The organism is Adlercreutzia muris, assembly GCF_041223505.1.
Taxonomy (GTDB): Bacteria; Actinomycetota; Coriobacteriia; order Coriobacteriales; family Eggerthellaceae; genus Adlercreutzia; species Adlercreutzia muris.
Window position 1 is genome coordinate 64,607 of the sequence record NZ_JBCLQK010000002.1, and the last position, 16,668, is coordinate 81,274.

The following is a 16,668-nucleotide window of genomic DNA, read 5'->3' on the forward strand; positions in this document are numbered from 1 at the left end:
GGGGTATATCTGTACGGAGAAAGGAGAGAGCCATGAATGTGATTGAGGCGCGCGGTCTGGCCAAGGCCTACGGCGGTCGGCGCGTGGTGGATGATTTCGCCATGACCGTGGCAGCGGGCGATATCTACGGTTTCGTGGGGAAGAACGGCGCCGGCAAGTCCACGGTGATGAAGATGATCTGCGGGGAGGTGGCGCCGACGGCCGGCGAGGTGGCGCTGTTCGGCGTGCCGACGGGTATCGGCTCTGTGCAGGGGGCATCCGGCGAGGGCGATCAAGCCCGACGCATCGGCGTGCTCATCGAGCAGCCGGGGCTGCTGCCGAATCTGACGGCCTATCAGAACCTGCAGGCCAAGGCGCTTGCCTGGGGCATCGTAGACGGGCCGGCCCGCTGCGAGGAGGTGCTGCGGCTTGTGGGGCTGTCCGGTGCGGGCAAGCAGAAGGTGCGTGGGTTCTCCCTCGGCATGCGCCAGCGTCTCGGCCTGGCCCTGGCCCTGCTGGGCAATCCCGACGTGCTGCTGTTAGACGAGCCCTTCAACGGACTGGACCCCGAGGCCACCCGTGCCATGCGCAACCTCATCGTGCGCCTGGCCCAAACCTTCGGCATGACCGTGGTGATCTCGTCTCATGTGCTCGATCAGCTGGATCGCATGGCCACCCGCTACGGTGTGATCGCCAACGGCCGCATGGTGCGCGAGATGAGCGCCGAGGAGGTGGCGGCCGAGTGCGGCGGCAGCCTGCGGGTGCGCACGGCCGACAGCCCCCGGGCCCTGGCCGTGCTGGAGGAGGCCTATCCGGCGGCGGCCTTTCGCGCGGAGCCGGGCGGCACTATCGTGGTGTCGGGCGACTACGATGCTGAGGCGGTGGCCCGCACCTTAAGCGGTGCGGGCCAGGTGGTCCTGGAATTCTCCCAGGACCACCGTGACATCGAAGACTACTTCGTTGAGCTGATGGAAGGGGGTGCGACCCATGTTTAACCTGCTGAAGAGCGATATGTACCGTTTGGTGCATGGGAAGATGCTGTGGGTGGTAACGGCCATCGTGGTGGCGGCATCCGTTCTCGTGGTCGCCATGATGCACGCGGTGTCGTCGCCGGAGTTTCTTTCCATGACCGCATCGGCCGTGGATATGACGGTGACGGCCTGCGAAGACGAAGGAGCCCGTGGCGCGGCTTCGGGCGATGAGGCCGAGGGCCCGGCCGCGTTCGAAGCGTCGGTGGCAGCTGCGGCGGAAGCGGTCGAGGACGTCGCCGAAAATGCTGCGGAAGCGGAGGAGGGTGCTGCGTCTGGCTCGGCTTCGGCGGAGCTGTGGGCCTCGGTCGCCGAGGACCCCCAGGCTCTGAGCGAGGCCGATTTCGAGGGTGTGTCCCGGGAGATGCGCACCTTCGCCACGCCTGCGGACATGTTGGGCGACTCGGTGGTGTCGGGCGGCATGCTGACCCTGATCGTCGCCCTGGTAGCGACGCTGTTCTGCGCCCAGGACTTCACAACGCGGTTCGCCCGCAACCTCGTGATGGACCGCCGCGGGCGCGTGCGCTACTACGGGGAGAAGATTGCGCTCGTGGGGGTGCTGGCGGCATTCTTCCTGGCTGTGGTCTCGCTGACCAGCGTGGCGTCCTTCGCGGTGGCGGGCTTTACCTACGAGGCCACGAACAGCCTGACCGATCTGCTGGCGTTCTTCGGCCTGACGTGGCTCGTCATTTTCGCCTACGGCTGCTCGGCGGCGGTTATCGTGTGGATCAGCCGCAGCGCGGGCGCCGGTGTGGCCTGGGCCATCGTGGTGTGCTCGGGCTTCTTGGGCGCCGTGGTGGGCCAGGTGCTGTTGTCGCTCGCCGTTATCGCTCCGTGGTTCGGCGCCTTGGAGCCGTGGCTGCTGTCATCCTGCGTGCAGGATCTGGGGGCCTTTGCGGGCGCGCTGCTCGGCACTCCGGCCGCCGCGCCCCTGACCATGGTGCCAGTGGCGGTGCAGGTGCTGATCGTGGGCGCGGTTGCAGCCGGGCTGTGCAGCGCCCTAGCCTTAGGCGTGCTGCGCAAGCGCGACCTGTGAGCGAGCGGCGGCGCCTCTCCGCCGGCGGGATCGTCGATAGCGAGCGGCGGTGCGGGGCGCTGCTGTGGGAAAACGGGGCGCCGGGGCGCTGCGAGTGGATGGCGGGGCGAGAGGGTGCCGTGCGAGTGAGGCGAGACGTCCCAGGCGCTACGAGGGTAAAGTGGGGCGCTTGGGGCGCCGACGGGAAAGGAGCGGTTCATGACGCTTGCGCTGGGTATGGGGGCGTTGACCCTGTGCGCCTTTGCGACGGTGGTGCTGTACGGTCGCGAGTTGCGTCGCATGGCCGCCTTCCTGCGGGGGCGCGAGCGGCGCTCCAACGGGCGGCTGTCCACCGAGATGCCGGGACCGGGTTTTGCGGCGCTGGCTCGGGCCGTGAACGAGACCCTGGACGATGCCGAAGCGGAGCGCCGCGAGGCAGCCGCCGAACAGCGCCAGTTCCAGCGCGACTTGGCGAGTTTGTCCCACGACATTCGCACGCCGCTCATGGGGGCCAAGGGCTACGTGGCCCTGGCGGCCGACGAGGCCGACGGCGAGCGCCGGGCCCACTACCTGGGTGCGGCCTCGACCCGGCTCGACGACATGGAAGGGCTGCTGGATGCCCTGTTCGCCTACGCTCGTGCCACCGACCCGACCGCCGCGCTGGATCTGCGGCCCACGGCGGTGATGCCCGTGCTGGCCGCCGTGCTCACGGGGCAGTTTCCCGCCTTCGAGGAGCGCGGCTGGGAGCCGGAGATGCGCATCGCCGACGAGTCGCTTACGGTGGAGGCCGACGAGGAGGCTCTTGCTCGCATCTTCGAGAACCTTATCAGCAACGCCCTGCGCTACGGAGCGGCAGCGCCTACCATCACCCAAAAGGGCCGCGCCATCACCTTCGCCAATGTGGTGGAAGACCCGGCGGCTCTTGATATCGACCGCCTCTTCGAGCGCTTCTACCGGGCCGATGCCGCCCGGGCTCGCAGCGGCGCGGGCCTCGGCCTGGCCGTGGTGGCGAGCCTCGCCGCTGCCCAGGGCATGGAAGTCGCGGCGGCGCTGGAAGGCGACGAGCTGGCCATCACCCTCACCTTCCCCGCCGACGATGCGGCCCTCGCTTAGGGACAGACGGCGTTGGCGCCAAGTCGCGGACCGCGGTTCGGAGTCGCCTCTCCGTCTGGGGTCTCGTCGCTGCCGTCATTTCCGAAGCGGCCGATGGGCCTTCCCGTGCACGGTGGCGAAGCCGTCGGCCACCGAGGTGATGGAGGCGTGGGTGTAGGGACGCACGCCCAAGGCGTAGAGGCTCGTGGTCATGAAGCGCTGGGTGAGGGATTCACGCGCCAGGCAGAACCATTCCAATTGGTTGATGTTCACGGAGCCTCCCCTCTTCGACGGGGCATCATGCCACGGACGGGAGAGCAAAGGGCGAGATTCGTCGAAGGGAGGCGGGCGATCTGGGTGAGTCGCCCGCCTCGGGAGGGTGCAGCTTGTCCGAGGTACCGGGGACCGCACAAGCGGTGAAGGGGCCCTGGTGCTCTCGGCTGTCAGATGGTATGGATGGACATCGCTTCGCCGGGGCTCGCTAGAGGGCGCGGGCGGCGGCGTTGGCGGAGCAGATGGCCTCGCCGATGTTGAAGGGCCGGGCGGCATCGCCCACGGTGACCACCTCGCAGGTCAGGCCTTCGGCGAGGGAGCCGTTGGGCAGGCTGTCCAGGGCCTCCACGACGGTGCCGCAGGGAATCTCCTGCTGGATGCCCGTAGCCGTCTTCACGGTGACGGTGCCATCGTTCACGGCCACCACCTCGGCCTCGGGCCAGAAGCGCACGCCGAGGGCCTTCATGTTGGGCTGGGTGAAGGTCTTCACCCAGAAGGAGTGGCCGGCGCCGATGGTACCCGCCGCGCTCGGCGTGACCACCGACACGTGCTTGCCCTGGGCCAGCAGATACATGGCCGCGTCGATGGCCTGGGCGTTCGATCCGACCACGACAACCTCCTCGGCAATATCGGCCATCATGAAGTCATCGATGCCCACCACGTTCGTGCCGGCCGTCTCGTCGAGGCCCAGGCTGTCGCGCACGCCGCCTGTGGCCAGAATCACGGCATCGGGGGCCGCCTCGGCGATGGTGTCGGCCGTGGCCTCGGTGTTCAGCACCACGTTCACGCCGAGTAGCTCCATCTGGCGTTCGAAGTAGTTGCGCAGCACGCTCAGGTTCTCGTGGGGCCCCTTCACGTTGTTGGCGAATTCCAGAAGGCCTCCCACAGAGCCCTTCTTCTCGTAGAGGGTCACAGCGTGTCCGCGCTCGGCGGCCACACGCGCTGCCTCCAAGCCGGCGGGTCCTGCGCCCACTACGACGACGTTCTTGGCCGTCGCGGCCGGCTCGGGGTCGTAGCCGCCGGTTAGCTGGCCGGTGACGAAGCGGAAGGGGTGCGCGGCGTTGGTGCGGCAGCTGAAGGTGAGGTTTCCGTCGTCGGCCGCATCCCAATGGCAGTGCATGCAGCGGGTGCAGGGGCGGATCTCGTCGATGCGGCCCTCTTCCAGCTTGTGCAGGTAGTCGTAGTCCACGGAAAGCGGGCGGTTCATGAGGATGAAGTCCAGATCGCCGCCCACGATGAGTCCCTCGAAATACTCCGGATCGCGAGCCGGGTCCATGTAGGTGACCGCGCCCACGGGAATGCTCACGGCTTTCTTGATCTCGGCGGCCACGGGCACCATGACGCCGAGGCCCGACTGATCGGCCTTCAGCATGCCCTGCCAGTGGCGAGTAAAGTCGAACTGGGTGCCGTAGCCTGTGGTGCCCTCGATGCCGGTGCCGCAGAAGTACAGGTCGCCGGCAAACTCGGCGACGTGCTGGCCGCAGGGCCCGATGCGGATATGCAGCGAGTCGGCGCCAGCGGCCTCGATGAGCTTGCACATCTCCTTGTTCTCCTCCACGGTGGTGAAGAGGGCGGAGTCGCCGATGGCCTTGTCGTTCTCCTCAACGCCGTTGATGAGCACCTGGACGGGGAAGTCGGCACCGCATTCGGCCTTGATGCCGCGCACGATCTCGCAGACGAAGCGGGTGCGGCTCTCGAAGGTCTGCGGGCCGTAGTCGTCCTCGCGCTTGTTGCGGTTGCGGGACATGAAGGTCTGGCCGATATTCTCGCCGGCGGCGTTGATCTCCACGCAGTCGAAGCCGCAGCGCTTCAGGGTGGCGGCGGCCTTGATGGTGTCGGCGATGAGGTTCTGGATCTCCTCGGCCGTCATGTCCATACAGTCCGAGGACTGGAAGATGGCCGTGGGGTCGGGCTCGAAACCGCTGAACACGAGGCCCATGGTGGCTAGCTGGTAGCCGGCGGCGGCACCGTTGTCCTTGATGTTCTGGGCGAAGGCGGTCAGGTCGGCATCGGTCCAGTCGGTGAATTTGCCCACGTCGGGAATGGCGCGGAAATGATCGTAGAGTTCTGCGAAGTCATCGCAGTACACCACTGATGCGCCACCGGCGGCCAGCTTACCATAGTGCTGCATATGCAAATCGCCAGTGATGCCCTGGCTCGTCACGCCGATGTAGCCAGCGGCCGACTTCACCACACGGTTGGGCAGGGTGAGCGCTCCCATCTTCCATTCGGTGAACAGCGAGGGGCAGGTGGTGTTCTGCACGGGCTTCGGCTCGCCCTGGGGGTTGAGCTGGGCCGCATGGGCGCGCACGTTGGCGGCGTCCTCGCCGGTGGCGGCCAGGTCGCTTCCGGCTGCCGGCGCCTCGGCTGGGGCCTTCGGGGCGCAGCCAGCCAGGCCGAGCGATGCCACGGCGCCGGCGGTGATCGCCGATCCGGTCAGGAACTGGCGGCGGGACAGCCCGCCTCGGGTGATCTTCGACATAGGTTCCCTCCTTGGTCTCTCGTCGCTTCCCGCGACAGGGAAACCATAGGGCACGAAGGGGGCGCCGCCGTGTCTCAAAATGGGTGATTATGATGGGTTACTAGGTGATTTAGCTGGGGAACCGTCGCTGTGACCCTGAGATTCCTCGGTTTCGCAGCGGGCGATGAGCTCTTGGCGGGAGTGGACGCCGCAGGCGCGGTAAATGCGCTTCACGTGGGTGCGCACGGTGTTCTGGGAGATGACCAGCTCCTCGGCAATGGCTGGCACGTTGCGCCCGTGCATCATGAGGAGAACGATCTCGGCCTCGCGATCAGACAAGCCGCAGTGCGCCTGCACGGCGGCCACCCGTTCGGCGTCAGTCGTCACGGTCGGCTCGGAGGAGGACGGGGAAGCGGGAGCGGTCGTGTTCTCGGCGCCGTCTCCGCCGCTGTCGCGCCGGCGGCGCCGCACCGCGACGAAGGCCATGCTGAGGGCATAGACGCAGAAGAACACGCCGAACACGAGCAGCAGCTCCATTGACGACGAGGCGGCCAGCAGGGTGGGCATCACCTTCTCGAGTACCGAGCAGAAGGCCATGAGCGCGAAGTAACCGGTGCCATAGAAGAGCTCGAAGACGAGCCCGCGCCGTCGGGCGATGGCCACGGCATCGATGCAGAACAGCGAGTTGGTCACGATGAAATGCAGGCAGGAGCCGCCTACGAGCAGCGCGAACAGGTAACCGGCGCTGGCAAAGGGCACGGCGAACAGCAGCAGGATGAGCACGGGCGTGACCACCTTGAACACCTGCACCGAGTACAGCGGCGCTCGCGACCAGTGCAGGATGGCCACGAGAGTTACGGCGGCTGCCATTTTAGCGGCGATGATGGCCAGCTGCTGCTGCTCGGGCGGCAGGGCGCCGGAAAGTCCCATGTAATTGAGGGTGGGCGCGATGGTCTGCAGAGCTACGACGCAGAACAGCACTTCCGCCAGTTGGCGAAACCCGGGCAGGTATCGGCTCTGGAGCGCCCTGCTCGGTGCCGCCACGGCAGGGCGCTCCCGCTGGGCGTCCCCGTGCAACAGCAGTACGCTTGCCGCAGCGGACAGCGCGATGCCGGCTCCGAGAAAGATGGCCTGCAGGTTCAGAAATCCTGCGACGAACACGACATTCACCACGGCCGCGACCAGGAGTTCCAGCGGAAAGACCGTTCGCATCTGGCCTGGCTCGAAAGACAGGGCGCTCATCCAGAACAGGCTCTGACAGGCAAAGGACCAGCCGGTGCAGAAGGCGGCCAGGGCTACGAGCAGTCCCGAGGCGTTCCACAGGCCGCTTCCGAACAGCACGGCCGCCACGATCATGGGGCCCAGGCCGCAGACCAAGTAGAAGCGGTTGCTCTGTCCGGTGCAAGCGGCGATGGCGATGCGCAGGATGAGGGCGGCAAACAGCCCGAGCGCGGCGAAGAGGAGGTAGGTTTCCGCGAGCGCTGCCAGGGCGGGCCCCACGAAGGCCCCACTCGACAGCAGCACGTTCTCGCCCCATACGCCCAGTCCGTACGTGCTCAGGTTCAGGCCGGCGCCTACGGCAATAAGCGCCCCGCGTCCGTTCAGGTGCGCACTCTCCCTGTTCAAGCCCATACCCCCTCTCCTTACAGCCCGCTATTATACTGAACGCTCGCAAAAAGGAAAAAGGAGGTCTCGCGTAGGGCGGGGGTGCGCGAGTCCGGACATGGCCCGCCTCGGTTTCCCGGCGCGGCTTATCGGCCTGGACTCACTTCCGGTCGCGGTCTTCGATGACGTCGAGGAGCTCCTGCTTGGAATGAACGTCCATCTTCTGGTAGATGTGGCGCAGATGTGTGCTCACGGTGCCCTTCGATATGAACAGCTCCTCTTGGATGCAGGCGGCCGATCGGCCCTTGGCGAACAAGGTCATGACCTCGGTCTCCTTCGGCGATAACTCGAAGGCGGCGGCCACCTCCAGGCAGCGGTCGTGGAAGCGGGGCCGGCGACCCTCGTCGCCGCCCGACTCGCCGGCCACTGCGACGACCCCCTCGGAGCTCGGGCTTTCCGCGGCCTTCTCGATGGCGCCCGCGTTGTCGCCGTCGGGCTCCTCGGTCAGATCGATGAGGTCGCTCTCGCGAAACACAAACAGAAACGACAGGAGCACGGCCATGGTGGCAACCAGGGCGATGAGGCTCAAGAACTGGGGTGTGAACGGGGCGAACTGATCCACGATGGTTCCGGCGATGGAACCGAGCAGCACCCCTAAGGTCACCATGGCCCAGCCGATGCCGAAGACCTCGGTGGAGGAGAGCCGGTAGGTGTAGGAGATTTCCGCCAGCAGCATCCAGATGAGCACGTTGAAGGTGCCGTAGCCGGCCAGGGCCAGCACGCTTTCCACATCCTGGGCGCCGGTGAACACGGGCAGCAGCATGAAGAAGAAGGCCATGACGAAGATGGCGGCCTTGTAGATGGTGCGGGCGCTCTGCTCGGAGCTCAAGATGGCGGCACCGTAGACGATGGCCATGGTGAGCAGCCCCGCTCCTGCCAGGGGCCATTGCAGGAACATGTGCATGCTCAGGTTGTTGGACGAGAGGAAGGCAGCTCGCACCATGCCGTCGGCCACGCCCACCAGGCAGGCGCACACGCCGATGCGCCAGGCGAAGGACTTCAGGTCGAAATCGATGGGCAACACGCTGGCGCGGTGCTTGCGGGACCAGGCATGCTCGCGGCCGAAGAGGATCCATCCGGAAATGGCCGGCAAAAGCGAGCAGACGACGCAGCCTGCGGTCGGCGGCAGTGCGATGACGAGGGAGAACACCACGGCGGCTAGGAAGAAGGCCAGGGGCACCTCGAAGGTGGTGCGGGCCGGCGGCTCGTTGCGGTACAGCTCGCCGTAGCCCAGATCGATGATGCCCGAGCCGATGCCCGTGGTGAGGGCTCCCAGAAGCCCGCACATGAGGGCCGCGCCGCTCTCGCCGACCGAGGAGGCCAAAAGCAGGGTGCCCCCGCTGGTGAGCACGGGCCCGGCGAGCCGGGCGGCAGGGTGCAGCATCAGCTGGACGAAGCGGCTGCCGGCCAGGGCGCTCGCCAGCAACACGGCGCACAGGCTCGCCGTGGAGACGGTATAGAAGACGGGCGGGAGGGCCTCGCCGGTCCACGTCATGGAGCTGGCGGCCGCGCCGACGAACATGAGGTACACCCAGCCCCGGATGAGCGTGAAGCCGAGCACGCGATCCGGGGACAGCGGGTGCGAGCCGATTTCCGCGCGTCGGGCGCGCAGGTTCTCTGCGATGTAGTCGAATCTCACGCGAGCCCCCTCGACTTGACTGGCAACCATGGAGCGAGCGGGCGGCACCGTGTTCTTCCCCTGGAAATCCACCCTATTCTCCCGAGAAAATTATAGTGGGAAAAGCTTGGGGAAGCGCCCATCTTTTTTCTGGACAAATAAGGAATTGAACTGGTAAAACTCAAAAATCATGGCAAACATATGATGCGACGGCGCCCCGATTTTGCCACCATGTCAACGTGGGAGACCGCGCCAGCGGCTTCCAGAAGAGAAGAGAGACAAAGGAGGAGAGATGGGTAAGCTCAACCTGAGTCGCCGTACCTTCGCCAAGCTGTCCGCGGCCACGGCCGCCACGGCGGTCATCGGATGTGCCGCGCCCGGTGCGGCGCTCGCCGAGGATGCCGAGGCGCCGGGCAAGGGCAGTGAGGTCAAGCGCGTGCGCACCTGCTGCCGCGGCTGCGGCAAGATGGAGTGCGGCGTGTGGGTCACGGTGGAGAACGGGCGCGCCGTCAAGGTGGAGGGCGACCAGTCGTCGTTCCAGTCGTCGGGCAACTGCTGCGGCAAGTCGCAGTCGTCGCTGCAGGCGGCCTACCACCCCGACCGCATCTACCATCCCATGAAGCGCACCAACCCCAAGGGCGAGGATCCCGGCTGGGTGCGCATCACCTGGGACGAGGCCATGGAGACCATCGGCACCAAGTTCCAGGAGCTCATCGACCAGTACGGCGGCGAGTGCATCTTCAACATGTGCGGCACGTCCCGCCAGTGGGTCTATGGGCCCTATGCGTTCTACAAGTGGCTGTTCCAGACTCCCAACGCCCACGTGGCCTCGGAGATCTGCAAGGGCCCCCGCCGCCTCATGGGCTGGATCAGCTCCGTGGACGGCTCCCCATGGATGGCCCTGCGTGACGGGCCGCGCGTCTACGTGCAGTGGGGCACCGCGCCGGAGAACTCCAACTACGACGACAGCTGCCGCAACCTCGTGGACCGCATGACCGATGCCGAGGCCCATATCTGCATCGACCCGCGCCTGTCCGGCTCGGGCAAGGAGGCGGACTACTGGCTGAACCTGGAGCCGGGCACTGACGGGGCGCTCGCCCTGGCCTGGCAGCATGTCATGATCGAAAAGGACCTGGTGGACTGGGAGTTCGTGAAGCGCTGGACCGATGCCTCGCTGCTGGTGGTGGAGGACATGGAGCCCACGGGCGGACGCTACCTGGATCTGACGGCCCCCATCGCCGTGCCCCCGCTGCAGGACCTCATCGGCACGAAGCTGAAGACGCGCCTTCTGAAGGAGAGCGACCTGGTGGCCGGCGGCAGCCCCCACAAGTTCATGGCCTGGAACAAGAACGCCAACGACGGCGCCGGCGGCCTGGTGTACTGGGACGCCGACACCACCCAGTGGCAGGGCTGCAACCACGTGGCCCCCACCCGCGATCAGATGGAAGTGGTGTACGCCGGCACCTCCCAGGAGGGCTACCTGCCGCCCATCTCCTATAACGAGCTCGTGGAGGCCAACATCGACTTCGATCTGGAGGGCACCCACGAGGTGACCCTGGCTGACGGCAGCAAGCACGCCGCCCGTCCCGTGTGGAGCTACCTGGCCGCCTCGGTGGCCGATTGCACCCCCGAGTGGGCCGCCGAGATCACGGGCCTCGACCCACAGATGATCGAGGAGACCTGCGTGCTGTGGCTGACCCGTCCCGAGGGCCAGACCTACGGCAACGGCGGTATCCACCTGCAGCTGGCCCCCGACCAGATCGGCAACTGCACCCAGACGGTGCGTGCCATCTGCAACCTCATCTACACCTCGGGCAACTTCGACGGCCCTGCCGGCAACCGCGGCCTCACGCGCTCCCCTGTGGACGAGCAGTCCACGGCCGCTCCGGGCACCAACATGCCCGAAGAGGTGAAGTACACTCTGAAGGGCATGGGAGCGCTCACCGGAGAGCCCATGTGCCCGCCGATGTACCTTGCCGATGTGGACGTCGATCCGATGAACATTCCGGACAAGCGCGATGTGCACGGCAAGATGATCGGCGCGAGCAAGTTCCCCATGCTGCCCTACTACGGCGAGTGGGCCGATGCGACCCTCATCTGGGAGGCCTGCCTGGGCAACGGCGAGTACCGCCTGCGCGGCGGCATCAACGAGTCCGGCTCGTTCATGAACATGTCCAACGCCAACCTGGCCTGGGAGGCGCTCTCGCAGCTGGACTTCTGGGTGGACATCAACATGTTCCACCACCCCGGCACCGAGATGGCCGACATCATCCTGCCCTGCCAGCACTGGACCGAGCTGAACTGCATCCGCGTGTCCCAGGGCGCCTCGGGCGGTATCGGGCTTACCCAGCGCGCCATCGAGCCGCCGGCCGACACGAAGTTCGACTACGACATCAACCGCCTCATCTTCGAGGCCATGGAGAAGCAGGGCAACCCCAACGGCACCTGGACCAACATCGCCGGCGACGCCCCGGGTGCCTATCTGCACGACGATCGCTTGGAGGACTGGTTCCAGGCCCATAACGAGGTGTCGGGCTTCTCGGATCGCTACCCGGGCTGCAAGTGGGAGCACTGGGAGGACTTCCGCCAGGACTTCCAGGACAATGGCTGGATCAACGCCAAGGTAGTAGAGCCGGAGCGCTGGGGCACCTACCGTCGCTTCGAGACCGGCTGGATGCGCATGGGCAAGGATGCCTGCACTGCCGCCCCCTGGTCGACCGACCCCGCCACGGGCCAGCCGGTGAACAACTTCGGCTGCCCCACCCCCACGGGCTTGGTGAGCTTCTGGTCCATGCAGTTCGAGACGCTGTGCCTCGACATGGCCAACGAGGCCGAGCCTGGCAAGTTCGACGTCATCAAGGAGATGATGCCGAACTACGAGCCGCCCGTGTCCGCGGCCGGCAGCGGCACCATCGACCTGGAGGAGTACCCGATCATCCTCACCACCGGCCGCCGCATCCCCGTGTACTTCCACTCCGAGCACCGGCAACTGCCCTGGTGTCGCGAGCTGTGGCCGGCCCCGCGCCTGGAGATGAACCCCGAGGACGCCGAGAAGCTGGGGCTCAAGCAGGGCGACTGGGCCTGGATCGAGACCGAGTGGGGCAAGGTGCGCCAGTGCGTGGACCTCTACCACGGCATCGCGCCGGGCTGGGCCAACGCCGAGCACGCCTGGTGGTTCCCCGAGCTGCCGGCGCCGACCCACGGCTTCACGCTGTCCAACATCGAGTGCATCTGGAATCCCTACGGCCAGGACAAGTTCATCGGAAGTTCCCACATGCGCGGCGTGCCCGTGAAGATCTACAAGGCGACGCCCGAGAACTGCCCCGACGGCAACGTCATCCCCTGCGCGCCCGAGGACGGCACCCAGATCATCTGCGACGCCTCCGACCCGCGCCTGAAGGCATGGCTGCCCAACTACGATATCCGAGAGGAGGCCTAGGGCCATGGCAACGAACGCTATCGTCACCGACCTGAACCGCTGCGTGGGCTGCCTCGCGTGCATGGTCGCGTGCAAGGCCGTGAACAACGTGCCCATCGGCAGCTACTGGAACAAGGTGCTGAGAATCGGCCCGAGCAAGAAGGCCGGCGCCGCGAGCGCCCGCGACGTGGAGATGTACTACCTGCCCGTGGGCTGCCAGCACTGCGAGAACCCCGAGTGCGTGAAAGTGTGCCCCACCGGCGCCTCCCAGGTGCGCGAGGACGGCACCGTGCAGATCGACAAGTCCAAGTGCATCGGCTGCCAGTTCTGCGCCATGGCCTGCCCCTACGGCGTGCGCTACCTGAACGAGGAGGAGCGCGTGGTCGAGAAGTGCACGCTCTGCGAGCAGATCACCGCCGCCGGCGGCCTGCCCCAGTGCGTCATCCAGTGCGGCGGCCGCGCCCGCTTCTTCGGCGATCTGGACGCCGGCATCGACTCCTTCGAGGCGCCGGCCGTGGGCTACGACACCGATCGCTCCTACGACAACCTGTACACCGGCAATCGCGTGAAGCTGGGCGAAATGGCCAAGGAGTACGGCGAGGCCGACGTGCACCGGCTGCCCGACGTGGGCAACGGCCCGCACTTCGCCTACATCCTGCGCGACAGAGAATGGAAGGGTGGGGAATAATGGAACTGCAATGGCCCCTTATCTTGTTTACGACGCTGCTCGCGTGGGCGGCGGGCCTGTTCGGCGCCCAGTGCCTGTGGGCCCTGCGCGGCCGGGGCGCGAAAGCCCAGATGCCGGCGCTCATCGTCTCCGTGGCGCTTCTGGCCGTCGGCGGCATCGCGGTGTTCTTCCATCTGGAGCACTGGGAGCGCATCTTCAACGGCTTCGGCCACATGACCAGCGGCATCACCCAGGAGCTCATTGCCATCGTGGTGCTCGCGGTGGTCATGGTGGTCTACTTCGTGTACCTGCGCCGCAGCGGTGATGAGGCCAGGGTGCCGGCGTGGCTCGCCGTGGCCGGTCTTGTGCTGGCCGTGGTGCTCGTGGTCGTCATGGGCCACTCCTACATGATGGCCTCGCTGCCGGCCTGGGATTCCCTGCTGCAGATCGGCTCGCTTTTGGGCGCGGCCTGCGCCTTCGGCCCGGCGACCATGGCCGTCATCTGTGCCGTGCGCGATGAAGCTTCCGACCTGGATGCCAAGGCCAACGTGATCGGCCAGTGCGCCAATGTGGTGCTCGTGGTGGCCTACCTCATTGCCATGCAGGCCACGGCTGGATCCTACACGGCGGTGGAGTTCTGGTACGACCCCACCCAGCCGACGCTGGACATCACTCCCGATGGCTCCACGGCGCCCTTCTCCGGCGCGTCCATGGGCTGGGCCGTATGCTCCATTGTAGCGGCGGTGGCCGGTGCGGCCAGTGCTTTTGTGGGCAAGGCCAAGGGCGACTGGAAAATCTGGGGTGCCGTGGGCGCGGCCTGCGTGCTCGTGAGCGCTCTGGCCCTGCGCGCGACGTTCTACATGACCGGTGTGAGCATCTACCCGTTCTTCTAAGCGGGCAAGGGGGGCTGCGAGTTTTGCGGCTCGCGGCTCCCCGCTGGTCAGAGCCGCTGGGTATTCCAATTCGCTCGACAGTCTTCGCGTGCACGGAATGTCGCGTGTCGGCACCCGAGCGAAGCGAGGAAGTACCCTTAGGGTGAACTGCGCTCGGTTGGAATGCCCGCGCCTCCTCTACGCTCAACTTTTGCTGAGTCACCTTGCGTCATCCTGAGCGGAGCGCGAAGCGCGCAGTCGAAGGATCTCGCACAAATAGAAAGCCCCCGGCGGGTGCGATTCGTTTCCCCAAACCCCTTGCAAACGCGAATCGCCCCCACCGGGGGCTTTCCGCGCTATTGGTTGGCGCAAACTGACGATGTGAACGTGCAAAGCATGATTTTGCGGCAGGAAAACGGTTCGCAATGGAGAATTCTGAATCAAAAGTGCCCCAAATTGGCGATGTGACTGAGCATACCGTTGGTTTGCGACAGAAAACAGGTCTCGTTAGAGATTTCTGAGCCAAAAGTGGCGCGAATCGACGATGTGAGCGGTCATATCGTCGATTCGCGCCCTACAGCTCCACTTCGTCGATGAGGAGGATGAGCTCTTGTTGGTTATGCACGTTCAGCTTACGGTAAATGTGGCGGATATGGGTCTTCGCCGTGCCCTCGGAGATGTAGAGCTGCTGCTGGATGGAAGCCGATTTGTAGCCACGGGCCAGGTAATAGAGCACCTCGCTTTCACGGCGCGACAGCAGGTAGGTGTTGGCCACGGCCTCGCAGCGCAAACGGAAGCGGCCCATGCGGGCGCCTTCGTCGTCGCTCTCGATCGTCTCGCCGAGCATGGTGCGCCGCGCTTCGGACATCGGGGCGGCACCGTCCGCAGAATCCGCCAGGGCCGTGGGAGCCGGGTCGGGCGAATCGGCTTCGGGGCTTGCGGGGAGCGGCACCGCTGCCGGGTTTCCCGCATTGGCGGCGGTGCCCTCCGCGGAAGTTGCAGCGGCCGCCGTCGGCATCGCTGTGCCGCTGTCGCCGACGGCGGCCGCTGGTGAGTCAAGATTGGCTCCCTTCCCGCCCTCCTCTTCTGCGGCGGTCATTTCCCACGGTGCTCGCGAGGTGGCGGCGTCCGCCTTTTCCGTCGGGCTTGCTTCTGCAGCCTCGCCTTCGCCGCGGTCGGCAAAGTTCGCCACTACGAGCGGCGTGCCCGGGGTTTGGGCAGCCAGCTTCACACAGGGGGCGGTAGATACGATGGTCATCATCTCGCGCTCCTCGGGCAGCAGCGCATAGGCCACCATCATGGCCACGATCACCAGAATCACGAGGCCCGTCTCGCCTACGGCCGGAATACCGGGCAGGGCGGCGCTCGCTACGGGCAGAAGCGACCCGCCGAGGGTTGCCAGGGCCATCACACCGCGTCCGAGGCCGAACACGAAGATGGGCGAGAGGCGGAAGCGCTGCGAGAGCTCGGCGAAGAAGATCCACATGAGCGCCTCGAAGGTCATGTACCCGATGAGCACCACCGAAGTGGTGAGCACCGAATCGGAGCCGGCGGATACGGGGATGAACACGGCCGTCACGGCGATGAAGGGAATGAGCGGGCGGAAGAAGGTATGCCAGCGCTCGTTGCCGCCGAGAGCCAGAAACGTCACCATGATGAGCACCATGGCGCAGCAGGCGGTGACGAAGAGGATGGCCTGATCCTCGAAGCCGGCACCGGGCAGCACCGTCTCGATGGAAGTTTGGCGCAGCACGCCTAGGGCCACGCCGAGGAAGAACACCGGCAGCCCGAAGCGGAACACGAAGCGCGCTTGGTTAATGGGCAGGGGGCTGAAGACGAGCCGGCGGTTGTCGAAATCGAGGCTCACGTGAGAGCGCAGCACGAGCAAAAGCGCCATTTCCGCCACGGGAATGAGCGCGCTCGCGATAGCGCCGATGGGGAAGGGGAGTTGGTGCAGCACCACGCCGTAGATGCCGAAGCCGATGGCGATGGACAGCGCCCCGTTGATGACGATGGAGGCCGAGTCGCGCCGCGCGAAGGCGATGCCCCAGGCGATGAGCAGCACCGAGGAGCCCGCGCCGGTAAGCGCGCCCGAGGCGATCTGGGTCATCTCGGTGTTCCATCCGGCCGAGGCGGGTAGAAGCAGAAGCAAGGTGCCCGCGGCGCCGAGCGCCGCCGCGCTGGCGAGGGTCGGCGTGGCGTGGAAGAAGCGGATGAGCTTCGTGTCCAGCGCGCTCGCGATGAGCAGCAGCACGCCGTATACGAGGATGGACATGAAGTAGGCCAGCGACAGCTCCTCGTTCAAGGGGCTCACTTCCAAGGGGGCCGTGCCGAAGATGCCGCCCTTATCGAACATGGAGCTGTAAATCCAGGCCTGGTGCAGCCCGTAGCCGAGCGAGATGAGGCTCAGCTCGCCGAACGAGGCTTCCTTGCCGAAGTCGATGCTGATGGTGACGCGCGGTACGTGAAAGCCCATGATCCCCCTTGGCGCCGGTTCCCCTGCTGTCTCTTCTTGTCTCTTAACACCGAGTCAGCGGATTATAGAATCGGGCGCTGGCCAGCGTCAAGCGTCTCGTGTGC

Annotated in this window: 11 protein-coding genes; 6 read left to right on the forward strand and 5 right to left on the reverse strand. The window is 66.2% G+C overall.

The annotated features are described in order from the left end of the window. Positions 1-32 precede the first annotated feature (32 nt). The 3 genes from AAK988_RS02270 (at position 33) to AAK988_RS02280 (ending at position 3,135) form a co-directional block, all read left to right on the forward strand. Positions 33-974, forward strand: coding sequence for an ATP-binding cassette domain-containing protein (locus tag AAK988_RS02270; protein ID WP_135970034.1), 942 nt, complete (start codon positions 33-35; stop codon positions 972-974). Continuing rightward, positions 967-2,043, forward strand: coding sequence for a hypothetical protein (locus AAK988_RS02275; RefSeq protein WP_135970035.1), 1,077 nt, complete (start codon positions 967-969; stop codon positions 2,041-2,043). Before AAK988_RS02270 ends, AAK988_RS02275 begins: the two co-directional genes overlap by 8 nt. Before the next feature lie 198 nt (positions 2,044-2,241). Further along, entirely contained in the window at positions 2,242-3,135 is an 894-nt protein-coding gene (locus AAK988_RS02280) for a sensor histidine kinase (protein ID WP_135970036.1), read from the forward strand. Positions 3,136-3,210: 75 nt separating this feature from the next. Here AAK988_RS02280 and AAK988_RS02285 read toward each other — a convergent pair whose 3' ends face one another. From AAK988_RS02285 to AAK988_RS02300, 4 genes are all read right to left on the reverse strand, one after another. Continuing rightward, entirely contained in the window at positions 3,211-3,387 is a 177-nt protein-coding gene (locus AAK988_RS02285) for a hypothetical protein (RefSeq protein ID WP_160324893.1), read from the reverse strand. Positions 3,388-3,595: 208 nt separating this feature from the next. Beyond that, positions 3,596-5,869: an oxidoreductase gene (locus AAK988_RS02290; RefSeq protein WP_135970038.1), complete on the reverse strand. Its 2,274-nt coding sequence runs from the start codon at positions 5,867-5,869 to the stop codon at positions 3,596-3,598. Positions 5,870-5,956: 87 nt separating this feature from the next. Then, positions 5,957-7,480, reverse strand: a complete 1,524-nt coding sequence (locus AAK988_RS02295; RefSeq protein ID WP_369880334.1) for a response regulator transcription factor — start codon at positions 7,478-7,480, stop codon at positions 5,957-5,959. Between the two features lie 133 nt (positions 7,481-7,613). Beyond that, on the reverse strand, positions 7,614-9,152 hold the full coding sequence (locus tag AAK988_RS02300; protein WP_369880335.1) for a helix-turn-helix transcriptional regulator: 1,539 nt from the start codon (positions 9,150-9,152) through the stop codon (positions 7,614-7,616). Positions 9,153-9,423: 271 nt separating this feature from the next. On the opposite strand from AAK988_RS02300, the gene AAK988_RS02305 reads away from it, so the two are divergent. The 3 genes from AAK988_RS02305 to AAK988_RS02315 are packed head-to-tail and all read left to right on the forward strand — an operon-like array spanning position 9,424 to position 14,109. Then, positions 9,424-12,570 carry a molybdopterin-containing oxidoreductase family protein gene (locus tag AAK988_RS02305; protein WP_135971596.1) on the forward strand — a complete coding sequence of 1,049 codons (3,147 nt, stop codon included), beginning with the start codon at positions 9,424-9,426 and terminating at the stop codon, positions 12,568-12,570. A 4-nt stretch (positions 12,571-12,574) separates the two neighbouring features. Continuing rightward, the gene (locus tag AAK988_RS02310) at positions 12,575-13,237 is read left to right on the forward strand and encodes a 4Fe-4S dicluster domain-containing protein (protein WP_135971597.1); all 663 of its coding nucleotides are present in this window, start codon (positions 12,575-12,577) and stop codon (positions 13,235-13,237) included. After that, positions 13,237-14,109 carry a dimethyl sulfoxide reductase anchor subunit family protein gene (locus AAK988_RS02315; RefSeq protein WP_151429689.1) on the forward strand — a complete coding sequence of 291 codons (873 nt, stop codon included), beginning with the start codon at positions 13,237-13,239 and terminating at the stop codon, positions 14,107-14,109. The genes AAK988_RS02310 and AAK988_RS02315 overlap by 1 nt, the downstream gene beginning before the upstream one ends. A gap of 553 nt (positions 14,110-14,662) precedes the next feature. On the opposite strand, the gene AAK988_RS02320 is transcribed toward AAK988_RS02315, so the two are convergent. Beyond that, complete coding sequence (locus AAK988_RS02320; RefSeq protein WP_369880336.1) at positions 14,663-16,564, reverse strand: response regulator transcription factor; 1,902 nt, start codon at positions 16,562-16,564, stop codon at positions 14,663-14,665. Positions 16,565-16,668: the final 104 nt, after the last annotated feature.

Bases quoted from the DNA above. Each gene is read 5' to 3' on its own strand.
- AAK988_RS02275 (WP_135970035.1), top strand. From the start codon at position 967: ATGTTTAACCTGCTGAAGAGCGATATGTACCGTTTGGTGCATGGGAAG.
- AAK988_RS02280 (WP_135970036.1), top strand. From the start codon at position 2,242: ATGACGCTTGCGCTGGGTATGGGGGCGTTGACCCTGTGCGCCTTTGCG.
- AAK988_RS02295 (WP_369880334.1), bottom strand. From the start codon at position 7,480: ATGGGCTTGAACAGGGAGAGTGCGCACCTGAACGGACGCGGGGCGCTT.
- AAK988_RS02270 (WP_135970034.1), top strand. From the start codon at position 33: ATGAATGTGATTGAGGCGCGCGGTCTGGCCAAGGCCTACGGCGGTCGG.
- AAK988_RS02315 (WP_151429689.1), top strand. From the start codon at position 13,237: ATGGAACTGCAATGGCCCCTTATCTTGTTTACGACGCTGCTCGCGTGG.
- AAK988_RS02310 (WP_135971597.1), top strand. From the start codon at position 12,575: ATGGCAACGAACGCTATCGTCACCGACCTGAACCGCTGCGTGGGCTGC.
- AAK988_RS02320 (WP_369880336.1), bottom strand. From the start codon at position 16,564: ATGGGCTTTCACGTACCGCGCGTCACCATCAGCATCGACTTCGGCAAG.
- AAK988_RS02305 (WP_135971596.1), top strand. From the start codon at position 9,424: ATGGGTAAGCTCAACCTGAGTCGCCGTACCTTCGCCAAGCTGTCCGCG.
- AAK988_RS02290 (WP_135970038.1), bottom strand. From the start codon at position 5,869: ATGTCGAAGATCACCCGAGGCGGGCTGTCCCGCCGCCAGTTCCTGACC.